The organism is Aliiroseovarius lamellibrachiae (assembly GCF_018599245.1).
Taxonomy (GTDB): domain Bacteria; phylum Pseudomonadota; class Alphaproteobacteria; order Rhodobacterales; family Rhodobacteraceae; genus Aliiroseovarius; species Aliiroseovarius lamellibrachiae.
On sequence record NZ_JAHEVJ010000001.1, the window covers coordinates 554,896 to 569,994 of the forward strand.

Annotated in this window: 12 protein-coding genes; 4 read left to right on the forward strand and 8 right to left on the reverse strand. The window is 56.3% G+C overall.

Annotation, left to right across the window (positions count from 1 at the left end):
- Positions 1–5: 5 nt before the first annotated feature.
- The 3 genes from KKW20_RS02790 to KKW20_RS02800 form a co-directional block, all read right to left on the reverse strand.
- On the reverse strand, positions 6–3,146 hold the full coding sequence (locus KKW20_RS02790) for a valine--tRNA ligase (RefSeq protein WP_214565852.1): 3,141 nt from the start codon (positions 3,144–3,146) through the stop codon (positions 6–8).
- A gap of 137 nt (positions 3,147–3,283) precedes the next feature.
- Complete coding sequence (locus tag KKW20_RS02795) at positions 3,284–4,924, reverse strand: alpha-D-glucose phosphate-specific phosphoglucomutase (protein WP_214565854.1); 1,641 nt, start codon at positions 4,922–4,924, stop codon at positions 3,284–3,286.
- Positions 4,925–4,971: 47 nt separating this feature from the next.
- Complete coding sequence (locus KKW20_RS02800) at positions 4,972–5,403, reverse strand: Lrp/AsnC family transcriptional regulator (protein ID WP_214566068.1); 432 nt, start codon at positions 5,401–5,403, stop codon at positions 4,972–4,974.
- A gap of 139 nt (positions 5,404–5,542) precedes the next feature.
- Between KKW20_RS02800 and KKW20_RS02805 the strand changes: the two genes are divergently transcribed.
- Positions 5,543–6,682, forward strand: a complete 1,140-nt coding sequence (locus KKW20_RS02805) for a type III PLP-dependent enzyme (RefSeq protein ID WP_214565855.1) — start codon at positions 5,543–5,545, stop codon at positions 6,680–6,682.
- Between the two features lie 12 nt (positions 6,683–6,694).
- On the opposite strand, the gene KKW20_RS02810 is transcribed toward KKW20_RS02805, so the two are convergent.
- Positions 6,695–7,174 (reverse strand): PaaI family thioesterase, encoded by a 480-nt coding sequence (locus KKW20_RS02810; RefSeq protein ID WP_214565856.1) that lies wholly within the window; start codon positions 7,172–7,174, stop codon positions 6,695–6,697.
- Positions 7,175–7,332: 158 nt separating this feature from the next.
- Entirely contained in the window at positions 7,333–8,199 is an 867-nt protein-coding gene (gene metF, locus KKW20_RS02815) for a methylenetetrahydrofolate reductase [NAD(P)H] (RefSeq protein WP_214565857.1), read from the reverse strand.
- Between the two features lie 111 nt (positions 8,200–8,310).
- On the opposite strand from metF, the gene KKW20_RS02820 reads away from it, so the two are divergent.
- The 3 genes from KKW20_RS02820 (at position 8,311) to KKW20_RS02830 (ending at position 10,478) form a co-directional block, all read left to right on the forward strand.
- A complete protein-coding gene (locus KKW20_RS02820) occupies positions 8,311–9,213 on the forward strand; it encodes a LysR family transcriptional regulator (RefSeq protein WP_214565858.1) in 903 nt (300 codons plus the stop codon).
- Between the two features lie 121 nt (positions 9,214–9,334).
- Positions 9,335–10,120, forward strand: a complete 786-nt coding sequence (locus KKW20_RS02825) for an inositol monophosphatase family protein (protein ID WP_214565859.1) — start codon at positions 9,335–9,337, stop codon at positions 10,118–10,120.
- Positions 10,121–10,277: 157 nt separating this feature from the next.
- Positions 10,278–10,478, forward strand: a complete 201-nt coding sequence (locus KKW20_RS02830) for a hypothetical protein (RefSeq protein WP_214565861.1) — start codon at positions 10,278–10,280, stop codon at positions 10,476–10,478.
- A gap of 114 nt (positions 10,479–10,592) precedes the next feature.
- On the opposite strand, the gene KKW20_RS02835 is transcribed toward KKW20_RS02830, so the two are convergent.
- From KKW20_RS02835 to putA, 3 genes are all read right to left on the reverse strand, one after another.
- Positions 10,593–10,868, reverse strand: coding sequence for a GFA family protein (locus KKW20_RS02835; RefSeq protein ID WP_425514252.1), 276 nt, complete (start codon positions 10,866–10,868; stop codon positions 10,593–10,595).
- Positions 10,865–11,611 (reverse strand): rhomboid family intramembrane serine protease, encoded by a 747-nt coding sequence (locus KKW20_RS02840; protein ID WP_214565863.1) that lies wholly within the window; start codon positions 11,609–11,611, stop codon positions 10,865–10,867. The genes KKW20_RS02835 and KKW20_RS02840 overlap by 4 nt, the downstream gene beginning before the upstream one ends.
- A 71-nt stretch (positions 11,612–11,682) precedes the next feature.
- A complete protein-coding gene (gene putA, locus KKW20_RS02845; RefSeq protein WP_214565864.1) occupies positions 11,683–15,045 on the reverse strand; it encodes a bifunctional proline dehydrogenase/L-glutamate gamma-semialdehyde dehydrogenase PutA in 3,363 nt (1,120 codons plus the stop codon).
- Positions 15,046–15,099 lie beyond the last annotated feature (54 nt).

A 15,099-nucleotide genomic window follows, 5' to 3' on the forward strand; every position in this document is an offset into this window, starting at 1 on the left:
AAAGATTAGATCTCTTTCAAACGATCCAAAGCCCCCAAAAGCTTGGCTTCCTCTGCCTCACGTGCGACCAGGTTCTGGCGGGTTTCCTCAACCACGTCAGCAGGGGCGCTTTCCGCAAACTTCGGATTTTTCAATCGTCCGCGCAGACCGCCCAGCTCTTTGGCAAGCTTGCCCAGAGATTTCTCAAGCCGGGCAATTTCCTCGTTCACGTCAATGATGTCGGCCAGCGGCAGGGCAAAGGTGCCGCCATCCACGGGCACGGTGATACAGCCCTTGGGCAGATCGGCCATTTCCGTGATGCTGTCGATGCGGGCCATACGCGTGACCAAGCCCTGATTTTCGCCAAGCGCCTTGCGGCCTTTGTCGTCAAGGTCTTGCATGATCACGGGGATTTTCAAACCAGCAGGCACATGCATTTGCGCGCGCGCGGAACGGATGTTTTCGATCAGGGAAATCACCCAGTTCATCTCGCGTGCGGCATCCTCATCCACCAGTTCAGCGCCGTAAGTGGGCCATTCTGCGTGGATCAGCATGGTGTCGCGGTCTGCGATTTGGCCCCAAAGCTCTTCGGTGATGAACGGCATGATCGGGTGCAACATGATCAGGCATTGATCAATCACCCATGCCATGGTCGCGCGGGTCTCGGCGACAACGGCCTCATTATCCGAGTTCAACAGAGGTTTTGAAAATTCAACATACCAGTCGCACACCTTGCCCCACGTATAGGCATACAAACCCAGAGCGGCGTCGTTGAAACGGTAAGCATCCAGCGCTTCATCCACCATGATCCGCGCTTTGGCGGTCTCTGAAATGATCCAGCGGTTCACGGTTTGCGTGGTGGCCGACGGGTCAAAATCCGCAGATGGTTTGCACTCGTTCATCTCGGCAAAGCGGGCGGCGTTCCAGATTTTGGTGCCGAAATTGCGATACCCCGCAATGCGCTCGGTTGAAAGCTTCAGCACCCCACCGATCGACGCCATCGCCGTGTTGGTCATGCGCAGCGCATCGGCGCCGAATTCGTCAATGATTTCCAGCGGGTCAATCACATTGCCCGTGGTTTTAGACATCTTCTTGCCCTTCTCATCACGCACAAGACCATGCAGGTACACCGTGTGGAACGGGTTTTGTCCCGTCACAGCCTGACCCATCATCATCATCCGCGCGACCCAGAAAAACAGGATGTCTTGCCCGGTGATCAACACGTCGCCGGGGAAGTAATCCGCCAGTTCTTGGGTGTCGTTTGGCCAGCCCAGCGTGCCAAAGGGCCAGAGGCCGGAGGAGAACCAAGTGTCGAGCACATCAGGGTCGCGCCAAACAGGGTAGACCAATTTGGTCGGATCCTGATCCATTTCGTAAGCCGCGAGGCATTCTGCTAACATATGGGTTGCGGCTGCGCGATCCGCCACCTCAACCACACGGGCCCCGTTCAACGGGGTCGGCAAACCGTCCAGAACATCTGAAAACTGTTTGACGACATCGTCAAAGCTGGCGGCTGCGTGGCTTTTTTCGTGACCCGGTAAAAAGTCTTGTTCCCACAACAGGCGGAGCATTTCGACCAAATCAAGCGCGCCATCATTTTCATCGTCGTGATATCCTTCGCCGGACAGATCAAACCCATACCAAACCGGCACCTGATGCCCCCACCACAGCTGGCGGGAAATACACCAAGGCTCGATATTTTCCAGCCAATGATAAAAGGTCTTCTCGCCACTTTCGGGCATGATCTTCACGTCACCGTTGCGCACTGCGTCCAGCGCGGGACCAGCGATTTCTTTGGCGTCCACAAACCACTGATCGGTCAGCATCGGTTCAATGACAACCTTGGAACGATCCCCAAACGGCTGCATGATTGGCTTTGCTTCAACATAAGGCACGGTCTCGGTGACCTCAGTCTCGTTGCCTTCGTCGTCTTTTATGGTTTTGGTCACCGTGGTCATCACCGCCAGCCCTTCGGCGGTGATGTCAGCGATGACTTTGGTGCGGGCCTCAAAGCGATCCAAACCACGGTATTCATCCGGCACAAGGTTCATCGCGGCGATCTTTGCCTCGTCAAAATCCTCTTCGCCATTGGCAATACGCTGGGCGATGGCCGCTTCTTCATCATAAGGGCGACCGTCCGCCCGCATGGCCCCACGGGTGTCCATCAGCGAATACATCGGGATGCCGCCGCGCTTGGCAACTTGATAGTCGTTAAAGTCATGCGCGCCAGTGATTTTCACCGCACCGGACCCAAAATCCATTTCCGGGTATTCATCGGTGATAATCGGGATCAGGCGGCGATGCTCTTTTGGCCCAACCGGAATTTCACAAAGCTTGCCAACAATAGGCGCGTAACGTTCGTCATCGGGGTGCACGGCCACCGCGCCATCCCCCAACATGGTTTCCGGCCGGGTCGTGGCGATGGAAATATAGTCACGCTCTTCCGTCAGGGTCACATTCCCATCTTCGTCTTTCTCGACGTAAGTATAGGTCGCGCCCCCGGCCAGCGGGTATTTGAAATGCCACATGTGACCGGGGGTCTCAATGTTTTCAACCTCAAGATCCGAGATCGCAGTTTCAAAATGCGGGTCCCAATTGACCAGACGTTTGCCGCGATAAATCAACCCCTTATCGTACATGTCGACAAAGACTTTCAGCACGGCATCGTGGAAGTTGGCGGAGTTTTCGTGCCCCGTGCGCGGATCACCCGGCGCACCGGCCATGGTGAAGGCGTTGCGTGACCAGTCGCAGGTGGATCCCAAACGTTTCAACTGGTTGATAATGGTAGAGCCGTATTCGCCTTTCCATTCCCAGATCTTGCCCAAAAACGCCTCGCGTCCCAATTCGCGTCGACCCGGTTGCTGGGTTTCTGCCAGCATCTTTTCGACTTGCAATTGCGTGGCAATGCCCGCGTGGTCCTGGCCCGGTTGCCACAGCGTGTTGAAGCCGCGCATCCGGTGCCAGCGCACCAAAATATCCTGAAGTGTGTTGTTGAACGCATGGCCCACATGCAGCGCACCGGTCACATTTGGCGGCGGGATCATGATGGTAAAGCTGTCCGCCCCGGGCTTTGCATTTGCGCCCGCCTTAAAGGCGCCAGCCTCTTCCCAGGTTTTGTAAATCCGCGCCTCAGCAGATGCTGCGTCAAAAGTCTTGTCCATGGCCATGGTTCTGTCCCGTCATATCACATGTTCACTGGGGTTTAACCGCATGGAACGCAAAGGGGAAGGGCCACCGCCTGTCTTCGCTTTTCCTCTTTCTGAAAATATCCCCGCCGGAGGCAGAAAACTGGGGCTTGCCCCACTTAACTGATCACATCGGGGTGGTCGCGCCCTGTGCGCGTGCGAATTCCGGTGATCTCTTCTGTTGCGGCAATCACATCCTTTAGCGCGACTTGGGCGTCCAGCGAATGATCCTCCTCGGGGCCTGCGTAGTTTTCGAGGTAAACGCGAATGGTTGCGCCCTCTGTCCCGGTGCCAGACAGGCGCAGCATGGCGCGCGCGCCGCCCTCAAAACTGATGATCAAGCCCTGGTTTGTGGTGTGGCTGCCATCCACTGGATCGGTATAGGCGAACTCTTCTGCGCTGGTTACCAAGCTTCCGGCGGCGGTTGTGCCGGCAAGTGTGTCGAGGCGTGCGCGTAAATCGGCGACGATCCCCTCGGCCAAGCCGCTGTCCACAGCTTCGTAATCATGGCGCGAGTAATAGTTGCGGCCAAATTCCGCCCAATGTGCGGTTAAGATGTCCGCCACGCTTTCGCGACGTACAGCAAGGATGTTGAGCCACAACAGCACCGCCCAAAGCCCGTCTTTTTCCCGCACATGATTGGAACCGGTCCCCGCACTTTCCTCGCCGCAAAGGGTCGCGCGACCCGCATCCAAAAGCGTGCCGAAATATTTCCATCCAGTTGGGGTTTGAAAAGCTTCGATGCCCAGCTTTTTGGCCACCCGATCAGAGGCGCCAGAGGTGGGCATGGACCGGGCGATCCCGTTAATCCCACCCGCATATCCCGGCGCAAGATCAGCATTTGCCGCCAAGACCGCAAGGCTGTCTGACGGGGTGACATAAATGTCGCGCCCCAAGATCATATTGCGATCCCCATCGCCATCAGAGGCGGCGGCAAAATCAGGGGCGTCCTCGTCCATCATCAGATCATATAGCGGTTTGGCCCAGACGGGGTTCGGGTCTGGGTGGCCCCCCCCGATTTGGGCGCCAAAGTCTTTAAGGGGCGCGCCGTTCAGCACCGTATTCGGATGGGCGCCCAATCTGTTCACAAGGATTTCTTTTGCATATGGGCCGGTCACCGCGTGCATCGCGTCAAAACGCATTCTGAAACCAGAGGCAAATAGGGCCCGAATGGCAGGCATTTCAAAAAGCTCATCCATCAGGACGGCATAGTCTTCGACCGGGTCCACAACCTCAAGGGTCATGCCGTCCAGGGTCAAGGTTCCCACTTGGCTCAGCGATGGGGCGGCGGTGTCGGTCATATGATATTCGGTGATGGTCGTCGCTTTAGAGACGATTTCATCGGTCACGGATTCCGGCGCAGGTCCCCCGTTTGCAATGTTGTATTTCAAGCCGAAATCACCGTCAGGACCACCAGGATTGTGGCTGGCGGACAGAATGATCCCTCCATCCGCTTTGCGCAAGCGGATCAAGTGACTGGCGGCTGGGGTTGATAGGATGCCGTTCTGACCGACGATCACTTTGGCCACACCATTGGCCGCCGCCATACGCAAAATGATCGCACTTGCCGTGTCATTAAAAAACCGCCCATCGCCGCCCAAGACGAGCGTCTTTCCGGGGGCGCCAATGGCATTCAACACCGCCTGCACATAGGTTTCCAAATAGCCCGGACTGGAAAATACCTGCGTCTTTTTCCGCAAGCCAGATGTCCCCGGAACCTGTCCGTCAATAGGGGCGGTGGGATAGGTGGTCACGGGCATAGAATTCTCAGCATGTTATTGATAAAAATGTCATTCTTGAAAGAATGTTACCCCAATCGGTCGATGCGCGTCGAGAGGTGGATCAAGCTTTCTGATCCTCGGACCCCATCAATTTCGCCGATAATGTCCAAGGCTTGATCAAGATGCGCGGTGGAGGTGGCGGCCAGACGTAAAATCATGTCGAACCGGCCAGAGGCCGTGTGTGCGGTTTCCACTTGGGTCAGCGTTTTCAACCGTGACACCACAGCCGGCGCCGAGCGCGGCTCAATCTGAATAAGAACGGTGGCGCGGATGACGTCACCGCGTGCCTCATCGCCAAGTTTTAGCGCATAACCCGCAATAATCCCGCGTTCTTCCAGACGCTCAATTCTGGCCTGCACGGTCGAGCGTGCCAAACCCAATCGCCGGGCCAATGTCGCAACCGGCAATCGGGCATTTTGTTCAAGCTGCGCAATCAGTTCGCGGTCCGTTTCATCCATTGTTTTTCCCATCGGTCGTCCATTTGTTCGTAAGGCGCGTCATTTAGTCGGTTAATTACATGCATTTTGCCCGAAGTCACACTGGAAATCGACGGTCAAGATAAAGAATCTGAAAGAAGAACACGCGAACGAGGATCAAATGAGCAGACAACCTTCTATCTGGACCACCGTGACATCGCATCTAAAGGCCGCCAATCCTACCGGCCCCGTGATGTATTTTGCGCCCGCTGTGCTTCAGGCAACGGCTCGCCGTTTCATTGACGGGTTTGACGGCTTGGTGACCTATGCGGTCAAGGCCAATGACACAAAGGTTGTGTTGGAAAATCTGGTGGCGTCTGGTCTGTCGGCTTTTGATGTGGCCAGCCCCGTGGAAATGCGCGAACTGCGTGCGGTTTCGCCGGATGTGGCGCTGCATTACAACAATCCGGTGCGCACACCAGAAGAGATCGCTGTGGCGGTTGAGATGGGCGTGGTGTCGTACTCGATTGATTCTATGCGTGAATTTGAAAAATTGCGGGCGCAGGTTCCCACCGATGGGGTGGAGATTTCTGTACGTCTGTGCCTGCCGGTGGAGGGTGCGGCCTATCACTTTGGCGAGAAGTTCGGGGCGGATCCAGAAGAGGCCGTTGCCCTTTTGAAGGCTGTGAACGCAGCGGGTTACATCACTTCGATGACCTTTCATCCGGGCACCCAATGCGCCGACCCCAAGGTGTGGATGCATTACATCGAGGTCTGCGCGGATGTGGCGAAAGCGGCGAATGTGACACTGGCGCGCCTCAACGTGGGCGGAGGGTACGCATCAAACCGTGGTGTCGCCCCTGATCTTGAGGCGATCTTTGCCGGGATTAAATCGGCAAAACAGGCGTATTTTGGCGATAATGCCCCAACTTTGGTGTGTGAGCCGGGACGCGCTATGGTGGCAGAAGCCTTTACCCTCGCCACGCGCGTGAAAGCGGTGCGTCAGGATGGCACGGTGTTTCTGAATGATGGGATCTATGGCGGTTTGGCAGAAGCCCACCAAATTGGCACCGTGGATCGGGTGCGTTGTTTGCAATCTGATGCCTCAGAACTGGCGTGTGACGGGCGTCCGCGTGTGATCTATGGCCCAACCTGTGACAGCATTGACCGGCTGCCCGATCCCTTGGCTTTGCCAGAAGGTTTGGATGAGGGGGATTATGTCTTGTTTGACGGCATGGGGGCCTATTCCATTGCCATGGGCACGCGATTTAACGGCTATGGCAAAGCAGATTTGGTCACGGTGCAACGGCTGACGGCCTAGCCCGCCAAGGCCCTAGTCAAGCTTCATGATGATGCAGGTGGTGGACCCGGTGGCGTAAAGCTTCCCGTCTGCCACCCCGCGCAATTCCCCAGAGGCCACCCCTGTTGAACGGCCCGTGTGTTGCGTGACACCAACCGCCTCAACCTTTGTTCCCGGCGGGATGGAACGGATGATATTTACCTTGAATTCCAAGGTGGTATAGACCGACCCTTTGGGCACTTTGGTCATGACCGCACAGGCCATGCAACTGTCCAACAGGGTGCCGTACCAGCCCCCGTGGACTGTTCCCATGGGGTTGCAATGCTCAAATTCCGGCGTGCCACGAAATGCCACTTTGCCATCTTCAACGGCATACAGCGTGTAATTCAGACCAACCGAAATGGGCGGGCGGGGCAGGGTGCCTGCAAGGGTTTGCTGCATGAACTCCAACCCAGAGATTTTTAACAGCTCTTCGCCGGTCAACAGGTCTTGCATTGATGTTGCTGTGGTCATGTCGCGCTCCCTTAGATGTGGATACAGTGTGGGTGCAACGACGGCGCGTCCAGTGTGACGCAGCGGCGTGTTTGGTTCACAAACGCAAAAGACGTGATCCAAGGACCACGCCTTTCGACAGGGAACACCTTGGAACAAAAGGTGCTTGGTGAACTTGATTAGGCCACGTTCTGCAGCTGTACTTTCGGTGTCACGCCAAGGGCATGACAAATGTCGCGGGTCAGCGCGGGTTTATTGAGCGTATAGAAGTGTAAATCCTCAACCCCTTCGTCGGTCAGGTCGCTGCACAGCTCGGTACAAAGGGCGGTGGCCAAAAGGTCTTCGCGATCGTCGCGTTTGGCTTTGTCAAACGCATCGTCCAACCATGCGGGAACGGTGGTGCCGCAGCTGGTGGCGAATTTGCGCACGCCGGACCAATTCTCAATCGGCAGGACGCCAGGAATAATTGGCACGGTGATCCCCGCAGCAACACAGGCGTCGCGGAACCGCAGAAAGGTGTCAGCCTCAAAGAAAAATTGTGTGATGGCGGAATGTGCGCCTGCATCCACTTTGCGCTTCAACCAATCTACACAGGCTTGCATGTCGTCGGCTTCCGGGTGTGGTTCGGGATAGGCGCCAACACGGATGTGAAAATCCCCGGTGTCAGACAGGGCTTCAATCAACTCCACTGAATTGGAAAACCCGTCTTTGTGGGGGGTGAATGTGTCGGATCCTTTTGGGGCATCGCCACGCAGGGCAACAATCTCTTTCACGCCAACATCCGCGTAAGACTTTGCAATCGCGAGGGTTTCTTTGCGTGTCGCATCCACACATGTCAAATGCGCCGCCACGTTCAGCCCGTATTGCTTGTGGATCAGCCCAACCGCATCATGGGTCAGATCGCGTGTCGTGCCGCCCGCACCGTAGGTGACCGACACAAAGCCTGGGTCCAGCGGGGCCAGATCGCGCACCGTGTCCCACAGGCGCCAGCTTGCTTCGAGCGATTGGGGGGGGAAAAACTCAAATGAGATGTTCGGGGTGGTCATCGGAAGCCTCGGCTGTTTTGTCTTTGGGTCGCGTGTGTCGTTGACCTCTTGTGTCTGATTTCGTGATGTGAGACAATTTCATAATTCTCACGAAGAATATGAAAGATGCACATGTATATTGAGTTTCGCCATCTGCGCACCATCCGCGCCATCCATCAGGCCGGCAATTTGGCGCGTGCTGCGGATATTCTGCACATTACCCAATCTGCGTTGAGCCACCAAATCAAAGGGTTGGAAGATCAAGTTGGGATGGAGTTGTTTCATCGCCGCACCAAGCCAATGAAACTGTCACCGGCTGGGGTAAAGCTTTTGCGCCTGGCGGAGCGGGTGTTGCCAGAAATTTCCGCGATCGAGGAGGAGTTTCGCGCGTTGCACGAAGGTCGTTCAGGCCGGTTGCACATCGCCATTGAATGCCACGCGTGTTTTGACTGGTTGTTTCCGGTGCTGGACAAATTGCGCCATGCTTGGCCAGAGGTGGATTTGGACATTCGTCAACGCTTGGCTTTTGATGCGCTTGAGGCGCTGCGCCGCGAGGAAGTTGATTTTGTGATAACTTCGGATCCCGTGGATATGCCCGGTGTCAATTTCACGCCTCTGTTTGACTATGAACCACGGTTTGTGGCGGCGGCAAATCATCCCCTTGCGGCAAAAGAATTCATAGACGCTGAAGATTTCGAAGAAGAAATGGTGCTGACCTATCCTGTTGAACGGTCCAAAATTGATCTTTTCACAGCCCTGCTGACCCCCGAACGGGTGGAACCGCGTGTGGTGCGTCAGGTTGAAATGACCGAGGTGATCCTGATGCTGGTGGCCGCGGGGCGTGGTGTGTCTGTGATGCCGGATTGGGTGCTAAGATCGGTGAAACACAATCCCGATTATGTGACCAAACGCCTGACAGAAAGCGGCCTGTCCAAACGGATGTATGCCGCCACCCGCGAAGAGGACACGATGGTGGCGTTTATGGCGCATATGATCCGGCTGTGCCGCTCGGAACCCGTGAAAATGCAGCGTTAGACGCGGGGATCGCCAGAAACATAGCGGACATGCGAATTCTTGGGGGCTTTAAGCATAAGAAAACTTGGCAAAGGCTTATATAAGGCTTATACGCGCGCTCTGAGACTTTAGGAGCGCCCCCATGCAATTCAGTGCCAACCTCAACGTGATGATCAAAGCCGCGCGTGCCGCAGGCCGCAGCCTTGTGAAAGACTTCCGCGAGGTCGAGAACCTTCAGGTGTCGACAAAAGGCGCGGGTGACTTTGTCAGCAAGGCCGATATTGCTGCTGAAGAGATCATCAAAGAAGAGCTGATGGAAGCACGCCCCAACTATGGTTGGATCGGCGAAGAGGGGGGCGCCCAAGAGGGCAAAGACCCGACACGTCGTTGGATCGTTGACCCACTGGACGGCACCACCAACTATCTGCACGGTCTGCCACATTGGGCAATCTCGATTGCGCTGGAGCATAAAGGCGAAGTGGTGGCTGGGGTCATTTTTGACGCCGCCAAAGACGAGATGTTCATCGCCGAAAAAGGCGCGGGCGCTTGGATGAACCAAACCCGTTTGCGTGCCTCGGGCCGTTCGCGCATGATCGAAAGCATTTTTGCAACGGGTCTGCCCTTTGGGGGCCGTTCCGACCTGCCAGCCACCCTTCAGGATCTGGCGCGCTTGCTGCCGGCAACCGCTGGTGTGCGCCGCTTTGGCTCTGCCGCGCTTGATTTGGCCTATGTGGCCGCGGGGCGTTACGATGGCTATTGGGAACGCCGCCTGAACTCATGGGATATCGCCGCTGGTTTGGTGATTGCCAAAGAGGCTGGCGCATTTGTGCAGCCGATCGATCCGGCAGGCAACATTCTGGAAGACGGCGAACTGATCGTGGCCAACGAGCAGATCTTTGAAAAGTTTGCCAAAGTCATCCGGGACTAACCCGCCCGACGACCGCTAAGAAATGTTATATTAAAAGCGGGCCTTAGCGGGCCCGTTTTTTTTCGCATCCCGATTTCCGAGGTCAGCAAAGGGGCGTTTCGTAAATTTAACCCTAACGCGTCACAGTTTGGCCCCATTTTTCGGCAAAAACAGCTTTATGGAACAGATATTTGTACTCATAGCCCGATTGCGAGGCCAGATCCGCGACGAAGACGGCGCCGTTACCGTCGACTGGATTGTACTCACCGCCGTGACCGTGATGCTTGGCATGGCCGCCGCATTTACGGTTGGGGCCAATATTCCCGGCTTGGCCAATCAGCTCAGCAAAACAGTCGAAAACACTGACATGGACGGCTGAACGCCCAGCACAGGGTGTCAGCGGTCTTTGGAATGGTTGCGCCCATCGGTCCAGGCCACCTGGTCTATTTCCCACACCTTTACCCCGTCCAGACAGGCGGCATTCACCCCAAATTCATTCGGGTTCGAGCGGCGCTGATGATGGGTGGAGATCCCACAGGTTGGACAGAACCAATGTTTTGCGACCTTTGTGTTCCATTGGTACATCACGAATGTGATTGGCCCCTTTTGTGATCGTCAGATCACCCACTTGGGCGGTGACAGCGATGGTGCCACGGCGCGAACAATAGGAACAATTACAGCGCACTGCACTGGTTAGCCCCGCGGACAAAACCACCTCAAACTCCACCGCGCCACAATGGCAGGATCCGTGATGTTGATCTTGTGTCACTTCTTTCTCCGAACCGCTGGTATGTGGCTTTTCTGAAACCGGTAATGCGCCACAGGATGATCCGGATGGCCATCCGTTATCTGCCAATAACGTGTTGCCCCCAGCCGTCGCCAGTATGGAAGCATGGCCAGAAATCCAACCACAAACCCGCCGATATGGGCCCAATAGGCAACGCCGCCCTGCGCGCCAAAATTGGCAACGCCCCCCCAAAGCTGAAGGGCAAACCAGATCATCAGCATGGCCCAGGCGGGAAATGGGATCACTTTGAAAAAGATCACGATAATAAACAATACGTCGACCCGTGCCCGCGGAAAAAGCAGCAAATACCCCCCCATAATTCCCGCAATTGCGCCGGATGCACCAACAATTGGCACGGCGCTGCCGGGGTCGGCCAATATCTGTACCACACTCGCCCCGATGCCCGTCGCAAGATAAAACAGCGCAAAACGGATATGGCCCAGTAGATCCTCCAGGTTGTCCCCAAAAATCCACAAAAACAACATGTTACCCGCAAAATGCATGAAGCCGCCATGCAGGAAAATTGACGTGACGAGCGTGTGGATTTCGCCGCCACGCCACACCTCAACGGGCACGGCACCATAGGTGAAATATACCTCGGCCAATGCATGTTCATTGCCGCGAAGGGGCCACATGGCTAGAAAAACCGCGAGATTGATGCCAATCAGCGCGTAGGTCACATATGGCACCCGCAGCGAAGGGTTATGGTCTCTGATCGGTATCATGACCCGACAAAAAGGATTTTTTCCCGCCGGGTCAAGCTGTTATCGACTGTGACTTAACCCGGCGGGGGGGATTAGCTGGCTTGCGCCTGTTTGGACGACAATTGCAACAGTTCAGCGTTGCCACCAGAGGCCGTCAAATCCACACAAAGATGACGTTCATGCCAAACGTCATTTAGGGTGAGTGATCCGGTGATCAGCGGCACAATTGCCCCGCTGCGCGCGGCCAGTGCTTGCACGAACTTGCGCGCCATCTCCGTCGAGCCTTCCCAAATCACGCCGCCGATGGGGCCATATGCCAAAAGGGCATCAGGGCTTAAATCCGCTGCAACAATCGCTTCGCCGCCCAATCCACGCACGATCTTGGCTTGTGCTTCCGCGGTGGCTTTATCTGGTCCCAGGCACAATAGCGCCGGGCGTAAATGCATTGACAGACGGTTGAGCTCTCCGGTTGGGCCGGGCAGCTGCACGGATAGGTTGGCTGGTGCTGCGCTTGCCGCGGTTGGCATGCAGAACCGATCGACATACATTGGGCCGCCTGCTTTGGGGCCGGTCCCCGAAAGTCCCTCTCCACCAAAGGGTTGTGACCCGACAACCGCACCGATCTGGTTACGGTTCACGTAGATATTGCCCGCCGAAATTCGCTCCGCCACATGCTGGACACGCGCGTCGATGCGGGTGTGCAGCCCAAATGTTAGCCCGTATCCCGTGGCGTTCACGTCATCGATGACCTTATCAAGCTCACCTGCCTTAAAGGTGATCAGATGCAGCACAGGGCCAAAGATCTCCCGCTCGAGATCCGTGATCGCGTTGATCTTGATAATTGTCGGAGCCACAAAATGACCCTCTTTGGGCACGCTGCCTTCATAGATCACACGCCCCTCAGAACGGGCGATGTCAACATGCGCACGGATGCCTGCCATCGCATCGTCATCAATCACCGGGCCTATATCGGTGGACAGATGCCATGGGGTGCCGATCGACATTTCTTTGGTCGCCCCGATCAGCATCTCAGTGACCGCCTTGGCCACATCCTCTTGCACATAGAGACAACGCAGGGCGGAGCAACGCTGCCCGGCAGATTGAAAGCTGGAGGCAGTAATGTCGCGTACCGCTTGTTCAGGTAGCGCAGTGCTGTCTACGATCATCGCATTCAGACCACCCGTCTCTGCAATAAACGGTGCGCCGGGGGCAAGATGGTCGGCCATAGCCCGGCGAATGATCATTGCGGTGTCGGTGCCGCCGGTAAAGGCCACACCATTGACGCGTGCATCCGATGTAAGCGCCGCCCCGACTGTCGCACCGTCACCGGGCAAAAGTTGCAAAACCTCAGAAGGCACCCCCGCCTGGTGCAGAAGCTTGACGGCTTCATAAGCGATCAACCCGGTCTGTTCGGCAGGTTTTGCCAAGACGCCATTGCCCGCCGCCAAAGCCCCGGCAATTTGTCCGGTAAAGATCGCGAGCGGGAAGTTCCAGGGCGAGATACATGTAAAAATCCCGCGTGCCGGACTGGACAGGGTCGCAATTCGATCTGCATAATACCTTAGAAAATCAATGGCTTCTCGCAGTTCATTCATGGCGTCCATCATGGATTTTCCAGCTTCGCGCGCAAGCAAAGCATAAAATAGGCCAAAACGGTCCTCGTAAAGGTCAGCGGCTTTGTTCAAGATCTCAGCGCGCGTCTTGCCGTCCGCATCCCACGGCGTTGCAGCCTCAAGCGCATGCGCGCAATCCGCGTCGCTGGCCCATGTGATTTTGCCAATATCCTCGCCCGTCGCCGGGTTTTTAACGGTGATGACATCGCCCCCTTTGGGCGTCTGCGCGGTCAGGGGAAATGCGGTGAACTGAGCGTTTTCATAAGGCGCGCGAGCAGCATCAATCAGGTCCAGATGCGGAGCATGGGTTAAATCGTAACCCTTGGAATTGACCCGTTTACCGAACAGGTTCGGGCCCGTTGGGATCGCAGGGGCCGGGACGGATAGATGATCAAACGGGCAGGCCGCGACCACTTCCGGGGGGACGGAATCATCGACAATCTGGTTCACAAACGAAGAGTTCGCGCCGTTTTCAAGCAAGCGGCGTACCAGATAGGCAAGCAAATCACGGTGTGCGCCCACGGGGGCATAAATCCGGCAATGGGTTTTGTTTTCGGCCATTACAATGGTATGCAATCCCTCGCCCATCCCGTGCAGACGCTGGAATTCATATTCGCGCGGGGTCGCCCCCATGTCTTGCGCCAAGTGTAATACAGCGGCGGCGGTGTGGGCGTTGTGGGTGGCAAACTGTGGATAGATCCGATCGCGCAGGGCAAAGAGTTTGCGCGCATTGGCGATATAACTCACATCGGTGGCCGATTTCGAGGTGAACAGCGGAAAATCTTCGAGCCCCATGACCTGCGCACGCTTGATTTCTGTGTCCCAATAGGCACCTTTCACCAAGCGCACCATGATTTTTCGGTCATATTTCTCAGCCATGTCATGCAGCGCGTCGAGCGCCTGTGCTGCGCGCAAACCATAGGCCTGTACAACCACGCCGAAGCCATCCCAACCGGCTAAGGCGTCATCGGCAAGCACCGCTTCGATCACGTCAAACGACAGCGACAGGCGGTCGGCCTCTTCCGCGTCGATATTGAACCCCATCTGCGCTTCTTTGGCGAGGCGGGCCAGTGTGGTCACACGCGGCACCAATTCGCGCATCACCCGATCGCGTTTGGCGACTTCATAACGGGGAAAAAGCGCCGAGAGTTTCACGGAGATACCAGGGTTTTCACGCGTGTCTTGGGATTTACAATTTGCGGCGATTTCCGAAATTGCATTGGCATATGCCATCTGATAGCGGCGCGCATCACCGTCGGTCAGGGCCGCTTCGCCCAGCATGTCGTAGGAATAGGTAAAGCCCTTTTCCTCCATCTTGCTCCCACGTTTCATGGCATCTTGGATGTCTTGGCCCAGCACAAACTGGCTGCCCATTTCGCGCATGGCGCGGGCTACGGCGGTTCTGATGACCGGTTCGCCCAGCCGTTTCACGGCGCCGCGCAAGGAACCAACCAACCCTTTGTTCTGCTCGTCCAAGACTTTGCCAGTGATCAATAACGCCCATGTCGAGGCATTGACCAATGAAGAGGTGGAGCGACCAAGGTGCTTTTCCCAATCCGAGGGTGCAATCTTATCTTCGATCAACGCATCAATGGTGACGGAATCCGGCACGCGCAAAAGCGCTTCAGCCAGACACATCAGCGCGATACCTTCATCGGTCGAAAGACCATATTCGGCGAGAAACACCTCCATCAGTCCCGGATTGTCCATCGCCCGAATTTGGCGCACGAAATCTGCCCCCTGTGCCGAGACCGCGGCGCGGTCAGCATCCGTCAGGTCAGCCTGTTTGATCAGGCCCGGCAAAATTGCGGATTGCGGCAGGTAGGTATGTTGGTCGAGCATGGCAGCCTCTGTATCTGTTGGGGGTGCTAACTTGATTGGTCAGTTGAGATATGG